This window comes from Gluconacetobacter aggeris, from assembly GCF_014174395.1.
In the GTDB taxonomy this organism is placed as follows: domain Bacteria; phylum Pseudomonadota; class Alphaproteobacteria; order Acetobacterales; family Acetobacteraceae; genus Gluconacetobacter; species Gluconacetobacter aggeris.
On sequence record NZ_JABEQD010000002.1, the window covers coordinates 270,762 to 288,863 of the forward strand.

The following is an 18,102-nucleotide window of genomic DNA, read 5'->3' on the forward strand; positions in this document are numbered from 1 at the left end:
CGCGCATTCCCCGCCTGAATGGCGTCAGCCGCGCCCGGCATTGACCACGCGCTCCACCAGCCAGTCCCGCAGATCCCGGGCCACTTCCTCCGACACGGGACCCGCCGCCAGGATGCGGTACCATCCCGCGGCATCGCCATCATTCCGGCCGCGCTCTTCCAGCCATCGCGTCAGCGGCCCATCCTCGAAACGAAACCCGCCCTGCGGCGGGTTGCCGCGCGTGGCCGTCCACAGACAGGCCAGCGCGCCCAGATCGCTATGGATGCCACTTTCCTGCTCCCGCGCCTGACCCGAACAGGTGCGGTACCAGTCCAGGAAGTCATCGGGAGGCATCGGCCGGGCAATGCCGAATCCCTGCCCGTAGCGGCAGCCCAGATGACGCATGGTCTCGATCATGTCGGCATCTTCCAGCCCCTCCACGACCACCTGGCTGTGCATGTCGTTGCCCATTTCCTGCAACGAGCGAATAACGCTGAAAATCTGCAAGGGCACGTCGCGAATGTGATGTAACAGGCCCCGGTCGACCTTGATGCAGTCGAACGCCGTCGCAGACAGCCGCATCAGGTTGCTATGCCCCGACCCGAGATCGTCGATGGCCACCAGCACACCCATCGAACGGAAATTCTGCAGGACCGCCCCCTGCCTGCCCGGATCGAGGTCCTGCGTTTCCAGGACTTCCAGCGTCAACCGGCCGGGGGCAATGTCGTGGCATTTCAGCATGTCGTCGACCACGCGCAGGATATTGGCGTTCGACAGGCAGGATGGCGGCAGATTGATCGACATCCCGGTGGAAAGACCCTTCCCGTCCCACGATTGCAGCCATTCCAGGCTCTGCTCAAGCCCCATCTGGAACAGCCGGTCGAGTTCGTCATGCCCCAGCAGCGTCAGGAAGGTCGCGGGCGAAAGGATCGCGCCGTCGGCATCCTTCAGCCTGGCCAGCGCCTCGACCTTCAGCACCTGGCCCGTGTACAAATCGACGATGGGCTGCATGAACATGCGCAACCCCCCGGAGAACAGCCGCTCGCGCAGGCGGGACGAACGCTCGTCGGACATGCCCTGCCCGTTCTGCCACAGCGTTTCCCATGTCCTCTGCAATCCGCCGGCAAATTCCCGCATGCTGGTGGATTCGAACTGGTTGGGACAGGCCCCAAACAGGGTCAGCACCAGCGCCGTGGTCCCGTCCCGACGCCGGATCGGCACGCTCAGGGACGAATGGATTCGCAAATCCGCCATCAGCGCATGCCAGGGCGCCATGCCCCCATTCAGTTCGATGGAGGGGCAGGTCTGCCGTTTGCCCGTGCGCCAGGCCTGGGCACCGACAAAGCCGCCATGGGGCGATCCGGCGGCAATCACGGGCCGCACCTCGCCGCGCAGCAGCGCCTCGTCCAGCGCCGCGGCGCACGGCCCCGCCACCGATTGCGCGACCAGCTCCCCTTGCTTGTTGGGACGGACCAGAAAAGCGGCCTGGATACCGGGCAATTTCCCCAGGCCGGCCAGCGCCTCGGCACTGACCAGGCCCCACGCGCCGCTGGACATGCCGTCGGATACGGAAGCGGCATAAGCCTTGTGTACGCCCTGCCCGATCAGGCGCCGCATCCTGCGATCGTCCCGATAGCGGGCCTCGATGATCTGCTGCACCCGATAGCGGTCGTCGCTGCCGATGCCGTGGGCCGCCATGTCCGCCAGCAGCAGGCGCAGATAGCCGCTCTGCTCCGCGACGAAGATGGCCTGCTCGACGCCGAACAGCGCATACATGACGCCCAACGTGCGCGCGGTCACAAGCACGTCCTCCCGGGTGGTCGCAGGGGCGGCCAGAAACTCCAGATGCCTCGCCTCGCGCTCATTCAGGCGGTCACGCTGTTCCGGCGTCAGATGGGCCAGCACGACCGCACCGCCGCTTTTCTGCCAGATCGCCGGGATCGCACCCTTGCGAACCCTCTCCCCGATCCGCGCGGTGGCCCCAACCGCGGGCGCCATGAACTCCGCGGCCGCCACCCCATAAGGAGAAATGGGGAACAGATCCGCGCCGTCATCGTCCAGATCCTGCGCTTCCTCGACGGCGGCTGCGAAATGCCAGTTGCCCCCGCGCTTACCGTTGCCCTGCTTGGCCTGGTACATCGCATTGTCGGCCTGACGCAGCAATGACTCCGGCTTGTCGCCATCCTGCGGAAAAAGCGCCACCCCCATGGCAAGGCCCACCCTGGCGGTGTTCCCGTCATCCAGGACGAACGGCTCCGCCACGACCGAGGACAGGCTGTCCAGCGCCGCCTCGACCTGCTCGTTCGCCATGTCCGTATCGAGGTTTTCCAGAACGACCACGAACTCGTCGCCCCCCAGCCGGGCAACATAGCCATTCTCGCGCAGCGCCTCCCACAACCGCCGGCTCAGTTCGGTCAGCACCTTGTCGCCGGCGGCATGGCCGTATGTGTCGTTGACGGATTTGAACCCGTCCAGATCCATCAGCCCGACCGCCATGGACGTGCCGCGCTCGCGGGCCCGTTCCTGCGCCTTGGGCAGATACTCATCCAGCGCCAGCCGGTTGGGCAGCGCGGTCAGCGCGTCGCGCCGGGCACGCCGTGCCTCCTCCTGCCGCAATTTTTCCATAGTGCTGCTGGCATCCAGCCGGTCCAGGTTCTGGCCCAGCAAGTCCGCCACCCGCCGGCACAGCGTAATACTCTTCTCGTCGAAACCGTCGGCCCGCTGCGTCGTGAAGGCCAGCACGGCCCAGATCTGCCCGCCCCGCATCACCGGCACCGACAGCACGCCACGCCACCCCCGCTCCATCAACTGCCAATAGCCGGGGATTCCGGCAAGGTCGGTCGCCGGATCGTTCGTAAAGACCAGTTCCCCCTTCCGCCAGGCCCGCACGGTCATCGGCACGGCGGCGGCATTGGTGTCGACCCGCCAGTTCAACCCGGCGACCTGGTCCGCGCCCTTGCCCGCCTGGGCCCGCACACACATCCGGCCCGACGGATCGGGCTGCATCAGCCAGACGGCGCTGAACACTGTATTGTCGACCAGCGCCTCGCACACCGCACGACATTTTTCCGCCTCGTCCTCGGCGGCGAGCATGGCGGACACGGCATTGATCAGCGCGCGATACAGGCGCTGCGCCTCCTCACGCTCGGTCACGTCCTCGATGGTCCACACCGAATCCTTACCCGGCGAATCATCCAGCATCACGGCCGACAGATCAGCGATCACATCATGCCCGTCCGGCCGGGCCAGATGCACGCCGGACAGCTTGGCCCGCCCGCCGGCGCGCAGTTGCGCCTGCGCCTGCGCCAGTTGCACACCATGGTCCCTGCCGGCCAGGAGCGTATCCGCCGGGACATTGTGCAGATCGCTCGGCGCGCAGCCCGCAAGGGTGGCCGCAAAGGCGTTCGCGCGCTGGATACGCATGTCGCGCACCAGCACGATCCCCACCTGCGACCGGTCGAGCAGCGCCACCTTCGACCGCCGGTCGTCATACATCCTCAACCCGCGCGAAACGCTGGCCGCCGCGTCCAGCAGGATGGTCCTGATCGCGGGGTCGAACGCGTCCTCCCGCCTGTCATACACGCCGAACACAGCCCAGATCCTGCCGGCGCGCCACAGCGGCATCACCGCGCAGGAGCGCACGCCCAGCGCATGCATGCCCGCCTGCCAGGGCAGCAGATCGTCCTCACGCGCGATATCGGCACAAAAGACCGGCTGCCCATCCTGCCAGACGCGCCCGGCAGGGCCGTGCCGCGCCGGCCTGTCCGGCGCGGCCGAAAAGGCGGGATCGTGCAGTTGCGCAACCGGCCCGCTGCACGCCAGCAACTGGAAATCCCCGGCCTCGTCCGGCCGGGCGACAAAGGCGGCGCGCAGGCGCGCGTTTCGGGTCGCGGCCTCGCACACCGCGTCCAGCAGCGCACTTTCGCCCAGGGCGGGATCGAGCGCCATGCCGACGCGCGCCAGAAACACGTTGAATCGATTCAGCCGGTGCAACCGCCGGAACCGCTTGCGCACAAGCTGGCGCTGCCCGCCTTCGCGCCCCCCGCCGTCCATCGCGGCCTCCGCCAGCGAGGTGAGGCGTCGGGAGGCAGGCAACAGAGAGCGCGGCAAACGCATCAGATACCCCCAGCCACCGGATTAGAGAGAAACGTCTACTATAGCATTGGCTAAAAAATAAGCCCTGCACTAGGGTTATATTTGTAATTTTATCGAGTAAAAGAATTATTTCTCATAAATATAAATTATTCTCAATTTTCCATAAAAATAATAAGAACATAATTTATTTTTAAAATAAACTCCCCCATTCCGTCAGGAATAAATTAAATAGAATTCATTTTATCCAGAAAATCCAAAAATCATTACTGATGCCGCGTACGCAGCAGCCTGCTGGAACTGATCAGCGCCGCCGCATAGGCACAGGCGGCCGCCAGTTCCAGGCAGCGCAGGGTCGGGTCATGGCGGACGAAGCCGAAGGTCAGGGCGACGAACATCGCCCCCATCGTCTGGCCCCACAGCCGCGCGACCGAGACCATGCCGCTGGCGCTGCCCGAGCGCCCGTGCGGCGCCGCTACCATCATCGCGCGATTGTTCGGCGGCTGGAAAATGCCGAACCCCATCCCCGCGATGGCGATGCGCCAGGCAATGTCCAGGTTTCCCGCATCGGGCGGCAGCAGGCACAGCAGCACGAATCCCGTCCCCGTCACGCACAGCCCGACCGAGGACAGGATACCCGCCGGCACCCGGTCCGCCAGCCGCCCCACCAGCGGCGAGATCGCGACGATGCCCACCGGCCACGGCGTGATCAGCAGCCCGGTCGCCACCGCCGAGCGATGCAGCACCGTCTCCAGCGTGAAGGGCATGGAGATGATGAAGAAATTCGACGCCACGAACGCCATGAACCCGACGCTGAACGCGATCAGGAAATCCGGCACCGCCAGCAGGTCGATCGGCAGCATCGGGTCCGACCGCCCGGTCTGCCGCCGCGCGAGCTGAAAGAACGCCGCTCCGCCGATCAGCAGCAGCCACACCGCCACCACCGGCCCGCTGCGATGCACCAGACTGTCCAGCCCGACCACCAGGCAGCCGATGGCCACCACGTTCAGGGCCGCGCTGGCCAGGTCGAAGGAGGACGCGCTACGCGGCGTCGCCGGCAGATAGACCAGCGCCGCCACCATCGCCGCCCCGCCCAGCGGCAGGTTGATCAGGAAGATCCACGGCCAGTCCGCCACCGACAGCACGGCCGCGGCGATGGTCGGCCCCAGCGCCACGCCCGTCGCCACCACCACGCCGTTCAGCGCGATGCCCTTGCCGATTTCACCATGCGGGTAGATGAAGCGGACCAGCGCGATGTTCACGCTCATGATGCAGGCGCCGCCAATGCCCTGCAGCGCGCGGGCCAGCGCCAGTTCCAGCAGGGTATGCGACATCGCGCACAGCACCGAGGCCACGACGAAGGTCGCCAGCCCGATCCGGCACAGGCGGGCAAATCCCAGTCGCGACCCCAGCGAGGCCAGCGGCAGCAGCGTCGCCAGACAGGCCATCTGATAGGCGTTGATCACCCAGATCGACGAGGACGGGCTGGCATGGATGTCCTGCGCGATGGTCGGCAGCGCGACATTGGCGATGGCATAATCCAGCACCGACAGCAGGACCGACAGCGCCACGGCAAACATCGCCAGCGCCCTGGGCAGCCCGTAAAGCCCGTCGCCCTCGCGCAGGACCGTCCCGGTCACGGCCGGTCAGCCCGCGCGCAGGGCACGGGCAAACAGCGCCTGGACCCACCCCATGGCCTGCAGGAACAGCGCCGGGTCGAACCGATGCCCCTCATCGCGGAGGAAGGCATGCTGGCCGTTGACCTCATACCATTCATGGCGCACCCCGGCCCCCTCCAGCGCCTCGCGGATCGTCTGGCGCCCGGCAAAGGGCACATGCGGGTCCTGCCGCCCCCAGACCATCATCGCCTCGCCGGAAATCTCGTCCAGCCGGCGCAGCGTATCGTCCGCCCGCCCCGCGCCCAGCGACGCGGAATGGATGTCGGTGGCATAGAAGCACGCCGCCGCCTGCACGGCAGGGTTCATCGCCGCCCGCAACGCCAGATGCCCGCCCAGGCACACGCCCAGGGTGCCGATCCGCCCGGTGCAGGCCGGATGCGCCGCCAGCCACGCCACGGCCGCGCGCGCATCCTCGTCATAGGCCGCCAGGGGCTTGGCATATTTCAGTTCGTTGCCCCGGTCGGTGCCCGGCGCGTCATAGGCCAGCACGCAGCCGGCGGGCTCGTATTCGTGATAGACTTCCGGCACCGCCACCACATGGCCCATCCCCGCGACCATCGCGGCCAGCCGGCGGATCGGCGCCGTCACCTGATAGATCTCCGAGAACAGCACCACACCGGGAAAGCGCCCTTCCGCCGCCGGGCGCAGCACATGCAGCCGCATCGGGCCGGTGGCCGTCGCGATATCCCGGGTTTCGTCGCCGCGCAGTATCATCGTCCCGCCCTACCGTCCCAGTTCCCGCAGCTTCCGGCCCGCCATCAGCCGCGCCTCGATCTCCTCCAGCGACACGCCCCTGGTCTCGGGCACGTAGGCAAGGGTGATCACGATGAACAATCCGTTCATGATGGCAAACAGCCAGAAGGTCCAGCTCTGGCCCAGCGCGGCCATGACGGTCAGGAACACGTTGCTGACCAGCCAGTTCGCCGCCCAGTTGGTGAAGGTCGAGCACGCAATGCCGAAATCGCGGCCCCGCAGCGGCTGGATTTCCGAACACAGCGTCCACACCATCGGCCCCGCGCCGATGGCGAAGCCGGCGACGAACAGCAGCAATGCCGCGACCATGCCGCCCAGGATCGGCGTCGAATCGCCGCCGACCGCCGCCAGCCCGCCCGCCATCACCATCGCACCCGTCATGATCGCGCAGCTCAGGATCAGCAGCGGCCGCCGCCCCCAGCGGTCGATGAAGGCGATGGCAAAACCGGTGGCGGCCATGTTGACCAGCCCGATCAGCGCCGTGGCCCAGGTCGCGGCCGACACGCCGAAATGGGCGGCCTGGAAGATCTTCGGCGCGTAATACATCAGCACGTTGATGCCGGTGACCTGCTGCATCACCTGCAACGCCACCCCCAGCAGCACCGACCGGCGGAAATTCGGACTGCTGCGGAAGAAGGCCAGCCCGCTGCCCCCCTCGCGCTTCAGCTCCTGCGCAATGTCGCGGATCTCGGCATCGGCGTCGGCCGGACTGACGCGCAGCAGGCGCATCACCTGGCTGGCCCGGCCCCGCTCGCCGCGCATCATCAGCCAGCGCGGACTGTCGGGCAGGAACAGGCATGCGGCGCAGAACAGCGCCGCCGGCCCCGCCATCAGCCCGAGCATCCAGCGCCAGTGCCCGCCATAGGAGAGCAGGCTGTCGGTGACATAGGCCAGGAAGATGCCGAGCGTGACCATCAGCTGGTAGAACGACACCATCGCCCCACGCACCGATTCCTGCGACACTTCGGAGATGTAGAGCGGGGCCGCGAACGCCGCGATCCCGACCGCCAGGCCCAGCAGGATCCGCCCGACGATCAGCACGGCCACCGACGGCGCCAGCGCGCACAGCCCCGCCCCGGCGACGAACAGCAGCGACGCCGCCAGCAGCGCCCGCCGCCGCCCCAGCCGGAACGAGATGCGCCCGGCCACCAGCGAGCCCAGGGCCGCAGCGGCCATCATCGACGAGACGATCCATTCCTGCGTCCGGGCGGCGGCATGGAATTCATCGCCGATAAAGCCCAGCGCCCCGGCGATGACGCCGGTATCCAGCCCGAACATCAGCCCGGCCATCGCGGCCAGAATGCCGACCACGACCGCCCGCGCGGCCGCCTGCGACCCGCCATGGGGTCCGGCGGGTCCGGTCGCCTCCTGGCTCGTCTTGGTCTGGTCCGCTGTCATGTCATGGATTCCCCATTCCGGATTCAGCACCCTGCGGCGGGGCGCCCGGGCAGCTTGTCTCCCGCCCCTGTCCTATCCTGCCGCGTTCCATGCAAGTCCGTTCCCGACACCGCGAATCGCGGAAACGGTTCGTTATGGGACCAAATCCCCCTTTCTGGCCAGAGACCTTGGCGATCGGGCGCGCGAAGAAAAAAACGACCCGATAGCGAACCAACCCGCCTCTCCCGGATATGAGGCCCCGAGCCATTGACATTCGCGCGCCCATTCCGCGCTGATACACGCTCCCATTCACTGCAGACGCGGTTCAATGTCCCCAATCCTGGCGATTTCCCTGGCAACCGCGGCGATTGGCGCCGTCGTGCTCCTCATCGGGCGCTACAAGCTCAATCCCTTCATTGTCCTGGTCTGCGTCTCCCTTCTGCTGGCCATCTGCGCCGGCATGCCGCCCGAAAAGGCCGTCGCCTCGTTCGAGGAAGGCGCGGGCCATGTGCTGGGCCATATCGCGACCGTGATCGCGCTGGGCACGATGCTGGGCAAGATGCTGGCCGAATCGGGCGGCGCGGACCAGATCGCCCTCACGATCACCCGCATCGCGGGGAAGAAACGCATCAGTTGGGCCATGATGGTCATCGGCCTGCTGATCGGCCTGCCGGTATTCTTCGAGGTCGGGTTCGTGCTGCTGATCCCGCTGGCCTTCACGCTCGCGCGGCGCACCTCCACGCCCCTGCTGCTGCTGGCGCTGCCGATGGGGGCGGCGCTCTCCGTCACCCATGCGATGATCCCCCCGCATCCGGCCACCCTGCTGGCCCTGTCGGCGTACCATGCCGATACGGGCCGCACGATCTTCTGGGGCGTGATCATCGGCACCCCCATCGCCGCCCTCGCCGGCCCGGTCTATGCCCGCTTCATCACGCCGCATATCCACACGGAAGGAGAGGCCGCGCTGGCCGAACAGTTCGCCGGCAAGGACACGCCGACCGACATGCCGCCCTTCCTCACCACGGTGCTGACCATCCTCGCACCCGTGCTGCTGATGCTGGTGGGCTCGGCCGCCGACCTGCTCACCCGCCCCGGCGGCCTGCCGAACACGATCCTGCATTTCATGGGCAATACCGACATCGCCCTGCTGCTGGCGACCGTGCTGTCCTTCTACGTCCTCGGCCTGGCACGCGGCTTCTCGCGTGAGACGATCCTGCGCTTCACCACCGAATGCCTGGGCCCGACGGCCCTGATCATGCTGCTGGTCGGCGCCGGCGGCGGCTTCGGGCGCGAACTGATCGACAGCGGCGTGTCCAGGACCATCACCGATGTCGCGGTGGGGGCGCATGTGCCGCTGCTGGTGCTGGCCTGGCTGCTGGCGGTGGTGGTCCGCGTCGCCGCCGGCTCGGCCACCGTGGCCATGAGCACCGCCTCGGGCATCGTGGGCCCGATCCTGCTGCACAGCCACGGCACGTCGCCCGAACTGATGGTGCTGGCCACCGGCGCCGGCTCGGTGGCGCTGGGCCCGATGAACGATGCGGGCTTCTGGCAGATCAAGGAATATCTGGGCCTCACCGTCGGCCAGGCGATCAAGACCTGGTCGGTCATCGAAACCCTGATCGCCGTCCTGGGCCTGGCCTTCTGCCTGCTGGCTTCAGTCTTTATCCACTAGCAGACCGCAGGCGGCCCGACGACGAGGCCCCCTCCGCATACGGGTTGCGCGTGCCGCGCAGCAGCAGCCGGATCGGCGTACCCGGCAGGTCGAATTCCTCGCGCAGGCCATTGACCAGATAACGCTGGTAATCCTCGGGCAGCAGCTCGGCGCGGGTGCCGAACAGGATAAAGGTCGGCGGCCGCGCCTTGGCCTGGGTCATGTAGCGCAGCTTCAGCCGCCGCCCGTTGACCAGCGGCGGGCTGTGCCGCTCCAGCATCATCTCGAACCAGCGGTTCAGCGCCCCGGTCGGAATGCGCCTGTTCCACACCTCATGCGCACGCCGCACCACCGGCAGCAGCTTGTGCACGTTCGCCCCGGTCAGCGCCGAGAACGACACGACCGGTATCCCGCGCATCTGCGCCAGCGAGGTCTCGATCCGGTCCGCAATCGCCTGCCTGGTGGCAATCCGGTCCTCGACCGCATCCCACTTGTTCAGCGCCAGCACGCAGCACCGCCCCTCGCGCTCGATCAGGCGCGCGATCTGCAGATCCTGCTCATGCACGCCCAGCGTGGCATCCAGCGCCAGCACCACCACTTCGGCCATCTTCAGCGCCTCGATGGTGGCCGAGGTCGACATCTTCTCCAGCCCGTCCTCGACCCGCGCCCGGCGGCGCAGGCCGGCCGTGTCCACAAGCTGGATCGGCCCCTGCTCGTCATGCAGCAGCACGGTGACGGAATCGCGGGTCAGGCCCGGCTCCGGGCCGGTAATCATCCGCTCCTCGCCCAGCAGGCGGTTCAGCAGGGTCGATTTGCCGGCATTGGGCCGGCCGACGATCGCCAGGCGCAGCGGCCCGGGCGGCCGCTCGTCCAGCTCTTCCCCGTCCTCGCCATATTCGACGGGCTCCACCGGCTCCGGCGGCGCCTCGGGCGGCATGCGGTCCGCAATCTCGCCCATCAGCTCCGACAGGCCCTCGCCATGCTCGGCCGAAATCGCCAGCGGCGTCCCCAGGCCCAGCGCGAACGCCTCCATCGCGGCCGCCGCGCCCTGGCGGCCCTCGGCCTTGTTGGCCACCAGCAGCACCGGCCGCCCCTGGCGGCGGATCCAGGCGGCGAAATGCTCGTCGGCCGGGGTAATACCCGCCCGCGCGTCGATGCAGAACACGACCAGATCCGCCTGCGCCACCGCCGATTCCGACGACGCCCGCATCCGCCCGTACAGCGTATCGGGCGCGGCCTCCTCCAGCCCGGCGGTGTCGATCAGCCGCACCCGCCGCCCGCGCACGACGGCCTCGGCTTCCTTGCGGTCGCGGGTCACGCCCGGCGTGTCGGCCACAAGCGCCTGCCGCCGCCCCACAAGGCGGTTGAACAGCGTCGACTTGCCGACATTCGGACGCCCGGCGATCACGACGATCGGCAGGTCATCCCCGGTCGGAACGGAAGGAAGCTTGGCCAAGGTAGAGATTATCCCTCGAGCACGATGCGCTCGCCCATGCGGGCTCACCCTGCTCTCTTATATCGTTTTGAAGACTGATTCACGCTTCGGGTCGCAGCGGCCCGAAGCGATCAGGCCCTAGCTGTAGGCGTTCAGCCTGCCGTCGTCGGTCACGATCAGCAGCCGGCCATCCACCACGATCGGCGGCACCGTGACAACCCCCGGCAGCTTGCCGACCGTCAGCAGCGCCCCGGTCGCGGGGTCGATCGTGACATAGCCGGTCTCGGGCATGGTGCTGACGCAGACCAGCTTGCTCCCGGCCATGATCGGCCCGGTCCAGGTCACGCCGTTCTTCTGCGCGTCGACCCGGCGATAGCGCCGCAACTGGGTGATCCAGCGCACATGGCCATTCACGCGGTCGAGGCAGGCAAGCTGCTGGTCCAGCGACAGCACATACAACCAGTTATCGATCACCAGCAGCGTATCCTGCCCGGCAACGGTCCGCTCCCACAGCCGGCGCCCCGACCGCAGGTCGATCGCCACCAGGACCGAGCCCGCACTGATGGCATAGACCGTCTGGTCCACGACCACCGGCATCCCGCGCACGCAGGAGAAATCGACCGTCGAATCCTGGCCGTTGGTGCTGCCCAGCGTGTCGCTCCACACCACCTCGCCACTGGCCGCCCGCAGCGCGACCAGATCGCCCGAGCCGAACCCGGCCACCACCACATCCCCCGCCACGGCGGGCGCGGGCTGGCCGAAGATCACGGTCACGGCCTCGGTGGCGGTATAGGTCCACAGGACGCGCCCCGTCGCCGCATCCAGCGCCAGCAGCCGCTCGTCGATGGTGCCGAAGAACATCCGTCCATCCACCACCGTCGGTGCCGAACGGCCCGGCGTCTGGGTGTCGACCCGCCATTTCACGGTTCCGGTCGCGGCTTCCACCGCCAGGGCCTGCCCCACGCCGTCGACGATATACAGCGTGTCGCCGGCGATGCTGAACCCGCCGCCGAGATTGCTGGAGCGCATCTTCTTCGGCTTGGGCGTGAAGTGCCACAGCTCGCGCATGCGCGGCCATTCATAGGCCCGGATCACCCCCTGCGCGTCACTGACGAAGATCCGGCCATTCGCCACGATCGGCGTCGCCTGCAACACCCCGCGCCCGCTATTGCCCAGCGCGGCGAAGGACAGCAGCTCGGGCTCCGACACGCCGGCACCGATCCCGTGCGACCATTCGCGCCGCATCTGGCCGCCCCAGGCCATGTTGACCCCGCCATGGGTCGGCACGCGCCCCGGCTGCAGCCACTCGCCGATCGCGGTCTCGGCAGGAAGGGCGATCGGCGCCTTGTCGTCAGGATCGACCATCAGGCCGGCGCCCGTCGCCAGCACGTCGACACGCTTGCCCGCCAGCAACGGCTTTTCGTCATCATCGAACAGGCTGCATCCGGCCAGGACCGGCACCATCGCGCCACCCAGGAGCGCATGCCGGCGGGTCAGAACTTTGTTCATGGAAATCCTGCGCTACGAAAGGAAAAACGGGGCCATTTCGGTTTCTGTACGCCCGACGGCACGAAAACACGGTCCGCCCGGCACGGCCTAGGACGGCGTGGCATTCAGGGTCTGGAGCATGCCGCCGGCCCGGCTGCGCAGCGCCTCCGGCACGTCGATCTGCGTCGTCAGATGCCCGAGCCGCCGGCGCGCATCGGCCACATGTCCCTGGCGCAGGTCCAGCATCGCCTCGCATTCCTCCGCCAGCCCGTGCCACGGCTTGCCCGCGCCATCCAGCGTGGCCAGGCGCGAACGCAGCACCGCCGGATCGCCATTGTCGATCTGGTGCTGCACCCACAGCAGGCTGGCCAGCCCGCGCAGCAGCGCATCCGCACCCTGGTCGTCCGCCACCTGGCTCCACAGCGCCAGCGCACCCTTGCTATCGCCGCTCGAGGCCAGCAGCGCCGCGCGTTCCAGCCGCGACAGCGTCCGCAATCCGGAGGGCACGCCGTCCAGCGTCGCCAGACGCGCCAGCGCGTCCTTCTGCTGGGGGGTCAGCGCACTGGTCTCGCCGGGGGCGATATGGCTGGTGTCGGCCGCGCGCAACGCCGTGAAATAGGTCGTGCCCCAGGCCTGCGCGGCCTGTCGCCCACGCCAGGCATGATATTGCCAGCCCCCCACGCCGGCCGCGGCCACCACCGCCACCACCACTGCCGCGCCGACATAGCGCCGGGCCATCAGCCGCAGACGCTCCATGCGCATGTCGTCGTCGACTTCCCTGAAGATGTCGTCAGCCACGTCTCAACCGCTCTCCGCATCCAGCCCCGACGGGCCCGGGCCCGTCATTCCAAGGGCGGACCATAGCCGTCCCCGCGCACGCGGGCAACAAACCCGCATGCGCCGTCCCGGAGCGGCCGGGGCGCCCCGGCGCGCGCTCAATGGCGCGAGAAGCGCGCCGCCCCGGCCTTGAGGTCGGCGGTCAGCCGCGTGAAATGGCCGGCAATCCGCTGCTGCACGGCCACACTGGCCTGATGGACCTGATCGATGCGGGCCTTGGCCTGGGCACTGATCGTATTCTCATCGCGCGCGGCGGCGCCGGCGACGCAGGCATTATAGGCCCGCGCGGCCTTTTCATACGCCGTCGCGGCATCGACGCTGGCATTGTAGCGCGCGACGCTGCTGGAATCGACCGTGGGCGCGGCCGGTTCCTTGCCACAGGCGGGCGCGGACCACGTCACTTCCGCCGCGCGGGCGACCGTTACCCCCCCGGTCAGGGACAGGGCGGCGGCACAGGCCAGAAACCGGCCCGAGATCATGGCACCCAAGAGACATCCTTCCTTACAACGGTCCCGCCGTCACGATGACGGAAATCGGGGACGATGCCGCCTATACCGATAAAATGTCGAAATCAGGGCGCAAAGCAAGCCAGCCGGCCGGCCGGTTCGCCCAGGATCGTGTCCTCGCGCATCACCGCCCGCCCGCGCACGATGGTCGCCATCGGCCAGCCCGTCACCGCCATACCGTCGAACGGCGTCCAGCCGGCCGGGGTGGCGATCCAGTCATTGGTGATCCGCCGCTTCGCCGCCATGTCGACCAGCGTGAAATCGGCGTCGTAGCCCATGGCGATCCGCCCCTTGGCCTGCAGGCCGTAGACCCGCGCGGGCCCGGCGGCCATCAGGTCCACCATCCGGCCCAGCGACAGGCGCCCGGCATTCACATGGTCCAGCATCACCGGTACCAGCGTCTGCACGCCCGTCAGCCCGGCGGGGGTCGAAGGCCAGGGCTTGGCCTTGGCCGCCAGCGAATGCGGCGCATGGTCCGAACCGATCGTGTCCACCATGCCGCTGCGCACCGCCGCCCACGAGGCCTCGTAATGCCGCCGGTCACGGATCGGCGGGTTCATCACCGCCAGCGCCCCCAGCGTCTCGTAGCAGTCCGGCGCCACCTGGGTCAGATGGTTCACCAGTACCTCGACGGTGGCGACATCCCGATGCGCCGCCAGCCAGTCCAGTTCCTCGGCGGTCGAGGTATGCAGGATATGCACCGGCCGCCGCGCCCGCCGTGCCAGCCCCACGATCCGCCGCGTGCCCAGGAACGCGCATTCCTCGTCGCGCCAGAACGGGTGCCTGTCGTAGGACATCCCCTCGGTCAGCAGCTTCCTGCGGTCCTGCAGCCGATATTCGTCCTCGGAATGGAAGGCCACCCGCCGGTGCCCATGCTCCAGCACCTGGCGGATGCCCTCATCATCCTCGATCATCAGGTCGCCGGTCGAAGACCCGGCAAAGACCTTGATCGCGCACACACCGTCAAACTGCTCATATTCGCCCAGCCGCGGCGTATTGCCCCGCGTGGCGCCGACATACATCGCAAAATCGACCCAGCTCTCGCGTGAGGCATATTCCTGCTTCCAGCGCAGCATGTCGCCATCGACGATCGAGGGCGCGGTGTTGGGCATGTCGAACACGGTCGTCACCCCACCCAGCGCCGCCGCCCGCGTACCGGTCGGAATGCTCTCCACGGCGGCATCGCCCGGATCGCGCAGATGCACATGCGGGTCGATCAGCCCCGGCAGCACATGCAGGCCGGCGGCATCGATCACCTCGTCCGCCTCGTCCGCCACGCCCACCGACAGGCTGGCAATCCGCCCCGCCCGCACGCCGATATCGGCCCGCGCCTCGCCCCACGGCAGAACGCAAATCCCGTTCCGGATGATCAGGTCGTAATGCATCGGTCCCTCGCAGCCTGTCGTTCTCCGCGACGTACTCCTTTCAGCCCACACGCGGCAAGACCGCACGACGGTCCCCGGCTCCGCGCCTACCGGCTCTCCCCCGGAAGCATCTTCCCCGGATTGAGAATCCCGTTCGGGTCCAGCGTGCGCTTGAGCACGCGCATCACATCCAGCGCCACCGGATCATGCTCGTCGGTCAGGAATTCGCGCTTGCCCAGCCCGACCCCGTGCTCGCCGCTGCACGACCCGCCCAGCGCCAGCGCGCGCCGGACGATCTTCCGGTCCAGCGCCCAGGCCCGCTCCAGCCCGTCGGGCGTGGGCGGCACGAGGATGATCGTATGGAAATTGCCGTCCCCCACATGCCCGACGATGGGCGCCGTCAGGCCGGATTCCGCAATATCCGCCTTCACCCCCACGATCAGCTCCCCCAAGGCCGAGATCGGCACGATCGCATCCGTCGTCATGGCGCTGTAGCCCGGCCGGTAGGCCAGGCACGCCCAATAGGCATGATGCCGCGCCCGCCAGAGCGCCGCACGCTGGTTCGGATCGGTCTGCCAGTCGAACCCCAGCCCGCCGCGATCCTCCACGATGGCCTCCACCACCCCGATCTGTTCGCGCACCGATTCCGGCCCGCCCACGAATTCCAGGAACAGCGTGGGCAGCGCACGCAATCCGCTCAGCAGGGAATATCGGATGCTGGCATCCATCTGCACGTCGTCGAGCAGTTCCAGCCGCCCGATCGGCACCCCGAACTGCAGGATGTCGATGGCCGTCGCCACCGCCTCCGACAGCGTCTCGAACTGCACGACGGCCGCCGCGATGCTTTCGGGAATAGGGTGCAGCCGCAACTGGACTTCCGTAATCACCCCCAGCGTGCCTTCCGACCCGATCAGCAGATGCGTCAGGTCATACCCGGTCGAGGATTTGCGCACCCGCCCGCCGGTGCGCATCACCCGCCCGTCGGCCAGCACGGCCGTCAGCCCCAGCACATTCTCGCGGATCGTGCCGTAGCGCACCGCCGCCGTGCCCGAGGCCCGCGTGGCGCACATGCCGCCGATCGTGGCCTCCCCTCCCGGATCGACGGGGAAGAACAGCCCGGTATCGCGCAGCGTGTGGTTCAGAAGCTGCCGGGTGATGCCGGCCTGCACCCGGCAATCCATGTCCTTCGGATTGACCGACAGCACATCCGTCATCCGCGACAGATCGAGGCTGATCCCACCCTCCGGCGGATTGACATGCCCTTCCAGCGACGTGCCGGCGCCGAAGGCGGCCAGCGGCACCCGATGCGCATTGCACAGCGCCACGCTCTGCGCCACGTCGTCCGTGCTCCGCGCGAACACCACCGCACCGGGCATGCTGGGCGCGTGATGGCCTTCGCCATGGCTGTGCTGCTCGCGCACCGCATCGGCGGTCGAAACCTGCCCATCCCCCAGCCGCGCGCGCAGGGCCGCAATCAGGTCGATATTCATGCGTTCCGCTTCCCTTCGCATCCATCCGTCAGGTCGGGGCCCTGGCCGATCGCCCGAATATAACGGCGTATTCAACACTTATCTGTCACTACCCCTGACGCAATCGCCCTCGGAGGGACAATTCAAAAAACCGTACGCCCGCCTTCAGCCCGGCAGACGAGCCCCTGGTTTCAGATTCGGACGGTGCATCGCGTATAATTGTCTTCCCTGCTGCAGGGACGACACATGCCCGCCGCCATACCGGGTACCTTGAGCGGTCATTCTTCGTCGCGTCGACATATTCTCTCCGATGACACGTCGCGCGTCCGGACTCTCTGGCTGAAAGCACATCACGAATGGGCCGCATGCGTTACCCGTTGAAAGCCTCACCGATGAAGGCGGGGATATCCTTTTTCCTTCCGCTCTCGCTCCTGTTTCTTTCGTGCCCCTCCCCTTTACCGGCAGCCACGGCACGCTCCGGATTCGTCATGACGGTACTGGGTGCGCGTGGGGGCATGCTGGACGGCAACCTCAGTGCCTACATGGTCCGGCCGGCAGGCGACGACCGCGCGGTCCTGTGCGACGCCGGAACCGCGACAGCCGGGCTCGTGGCGGCCGATCGGGCCGGGGCGCTGGATGACATTGCGCTCCCCCCCGGCACCGGCCTGACCCGCCCCGGCTATGTGCTGACGCACACCATCCGCGCCTATCTGATCAGCCACGCGCATCTTGACCATGTCGCGGGCCTGGTCGTCGCCTCACCCGATGACAGCGCCAAGCCGATCTACGCGCTGCCGGCCACTCTGCATGATATGTCGGAGCATCTGTTCAACTGGCGGATCTGGCCGAATTTCGGCGACGCGGGGCAGGCCCCCACGCTGGGGAAATACCATTATCGCGCCCTGGTGCCGGGCCGGACGGAGCCGCTGCCCGGCACCGCGATGACCGTCACAGCCTGGCCGCTGAGCCATGGCGGCATCGAGTCGACCGCCTTCCTGATTGCGGCGAACGGGGCCTCGGTCCTGTATCTGGGGGATACCGGGCCCGATACCGTCGAGGGTGGGCACCGCCTGGACGATCTGTGGCGTGCGGTCGGGCCGCTGGTCAGGGCGCACCGATTGAAGGCCATCGTCATCGAAGCCTCGTACGACGACACCCGGCCGGACCGGTTGCTGTTCGGTCACATGACCCCGGCCTGGGTGGCGGACACGCTGCAGGACCTGGCGCGCCGGGCTGGCGGTCCAAGCCCCCTGCGCGGGCTGACAGTCCTGATCAGCCACGTCAAAGCCAGCCTGGCCGAGGGCCCCGCGCCGCAGGAGGCCATCCGGCGGGACCTGGTCCGGGACGCAGCGCGCGACGGACTGCAGGACGTCCGCTTCGTCATCGCCGAACAAGGACTGCGCCTGAACCTGGACTGAGAACCCGCCTGGAAACACGCGCCCGATCGTCACAGCCCGAAACGCGGCTGATGT

General features: G+C 67.9%; 12 protein-coding genes. 2 read left to right on the plus strand and 10 right to left on the minus strand.

Annotated elements, in window-relative coordinates; genetic code table 11:
* Positions 1 to 24 precede the first annotated feature (24 nt).
* From HLH36_RS20015 to HLH36_RS03950, 4 genes are all read right to left on the minus strand, one after another.
* Positions 25 to 4,095 (minus strand): GAF domain-containing protein, encoded by a 4,071-nt coding sequence (locus HLH36_RS20015; protein WP_182985157.1) that lies wholly within the window; start codon positions 4,093 to 4,095, stop codon positions 25 to 27.
* Between the two features lie 242 nt (positions 4,096 to 4,337).
* A complete protein-coding gene (locus HLH36_RS03940; RefSeq protein WP_182985370.1) occupies positions 4,338 to 5,651 on the minus strand; it encodes an MFS transporter in 1,314 nt (437 codons plus the stop codon).
* 66 nt (positions 5,652 to 5,717) lie between these two features.
* Positions 5,718 to 6,464, minus strand: coding sequence for a dienelactone hydrolase family protein (locus HLH36_RS03945; RefSeq protein ID WP_182985158.1), 747 nt, complete (start codon positions 6,462 to 6,464; stop codon positions 5,718 to 5,720).
* A 9-nt stretch (positions 6,465 to 6,473) separates the two neighbouring features.
* The gene (locus HLH36_RS03950) at positions 6,474 to 7,901 is read right to left on the minus strand and encodes a sugar porter family MFS transporter (RefSeq protein ID WP_182985159.1); all 1,428 of its coding nucleotides are present in this window, start codon (positions 7,899 to 7,901) and stop codon (positions 6,474 to 6,476) included.
* Between the two features lie 307 nt (positions 7,902 to 8,208).
* On the opposite strand from HLH36_RS03950, the gene HLH36_RS03955 reads away from it, so the two are divergent.
* Positions 8,209 to 9,552, plus strand: coding sequence for a GntT/GntP/DsdX family permease (locus tag HLH36_RS03955; protein WP_182985160.1), 1,344 nt, complete (start codon positions 8,209 to 8,211; stop codon positions 9,550 to 9,552).
* On the opposite strand, the gene der is transcribed toward HLH36_RS03955, so the two are convergent.
* From der to HLH36_RS03985, 6 genes are all read right to left on the minus strand, one after another.
* Complete coding sequence (gene der, locus HLH36_RS03960) at positions 9,542 to 10,987, minus strand: ribosome biogenesis GTPase Der (RefSeq protein WP_182985161.1); 1,446 nt, start codon at positions 10,985 to 10,987, stop codon at positions 9,542 to 9,544. The genes HLH36_RS03955 and der overlap by 11 nt on opposite strands.
* 117 nt (positions 10,988 to 11,104) lie before the next feature.
* Positions 11,105 to 12,475 carry an outer membrane protein assembly factor BamB family protein gene (locus HLH36_RS03965; RefSeq protein WP_182985162.1) on the minus strand — a complete coding sequence of 457 codons (1,371 nt, stop codon included), beginning with the start codon at positions 12,473 to 12,475 and terminating at the stop codon, positions 11,105 to 11,107.
* Positions 12,476 to 12,562: 87 nt separating this feature from the next.
* Positions 12,563 to 13,252: a tetratricopeptide repeat protein gene (locus HLH36_RS03970; RefSeq protein ID WP_182985163.1), complete on the minus strand. Its 690-nt coding sequence runs from the start codon at positions 13,250 to 13,252 to the stop codon at positions 12,563 to 12,565.
* 137 nt (positions 13,253 to 13,389) lie between these two features.
* Positions 13,390 to 13,770: a hypothetical protein gene (locus HLH36_RS03975; RefSeq protein WP_182985371.1), complete on the minus strand. Its 381-nt coding sequence runs from the start codon at positions 13,768 to 13,770 to the stop codon at positions 13,390 to 13,392.
* A gap of 92 nt (positions 13,771 to 13,862) precedes the next feature.
* Positions 13,863 to 15,182, minus strand: a complete 1,320-nt coding sequence (locus tag HLH36_RS03980; RefSeq protein ID WP_182985164.1) for a dihydroorotase — start codon at positions 15,180 to 15,182, stop codon at positions 13,863 to 13,865.
* A gap of 86 nt (positions 15,183 to 15,268) precedes the next feature.
* Complete coding sequence (locus HLH36_RS03985; RefSeq protein WP_338030385.1) at positions 15,269 to 16,651, minus strand: FAD-binding oxidoreductase; 1,383 nt, start codon at positions 16,649 to 16,651, stop codon at positions 15,269 to 15,271.
* Between the two features lie 467 nt (positions 16,652 to 17,118).
* Between HLH36_RS03985 and HLH36_RS03990 the strand changes: the two genes are divergently transcribed.
* Positions 17,119 to 18,048: an MBL fold metallo-hydrolase gene (locus HLH36_RS03990; RefSeq protein WP_246376410.1), complete on the plus strand. Its 930-nt coding sequence runs from the start codon at positions 17,119 to 17,121 to the stop codon at positions 18,046 to 18,048.
* The last annotated feature ends 54 nt before the right edge of the window (positions 18,049 to 18,102 follow it).

Coding starts and splice junctions, on each gene's coding strand:
- HLH36_RS03950 (WP_182985159.1), bottom strand. CDS start 7,901: ATGACAGCGGACCAGACCAAGACGAGCCAGGAGGCGACCGGACCCGCC.
- HLH36_RS03955 (WP_182985160.1), top strand. CDS start 8,209: ATGTCCCCAATCCTGGCGATTTCCCTGGCAACCGCGGCGATTGGCGCC.
- HLH36_RS20015 (WP_182985157.1), bottom strand. CDS start 4,095: ATGCGTTTGCCGCGCTCTCTGTTGCCTGCCTCCCGACGCCTCACCTCG.
- HLH36_RS03965 (WP_182985162.1), bottom strand. CDS start 12,475: ATGAACAAAGTTCTGACCCGCCGGCATGCGCTCCTGGGTGGCGCGATG.
- HLH36_RS03985 (WP_338030385.1), bottom strand. CDS start 16,651: ATGAATATCGACCTGATTGCGGCCCTGCGCGCGCGGCTGGGGGATGGG.
- HLH36_RS03945 (WP_182985158.1), bottom strand. CDS start 6,464: ATGATACTGCGCGGCGACGAAACCCGGGATATCGCGACGGCCACCGGC.
- HLH36_RS03980 (WP_182985164.1), bottom strand. CDS start 15,182: ATGCATTACGACCTGATCATCCGGAACGGGATTTGCGTTCTGCCGTGG.
- HLH36_RS03990 (WP_246376410.1), top strand. CDS start 17,119: ATGACGGTACTGGGTGCGCGTGGGGGCATGCTGGACGGCAACCTCAGT.
- HLH36_RS03975 (WP_182985371.1), bottom strand. CDS start 13,770: ATGATCTCGGGCCGGTTTCTGGCCTGTGCCGCCGCCCTGTCCCTGACC.
- HLH36_RS03940 (WP_182985370.1), bottom strand. CDS start 5,651: ATGTTTGCCGTGGCGCTGTCGGTCCTGCTGTCGGTGCTGGATTATGCC.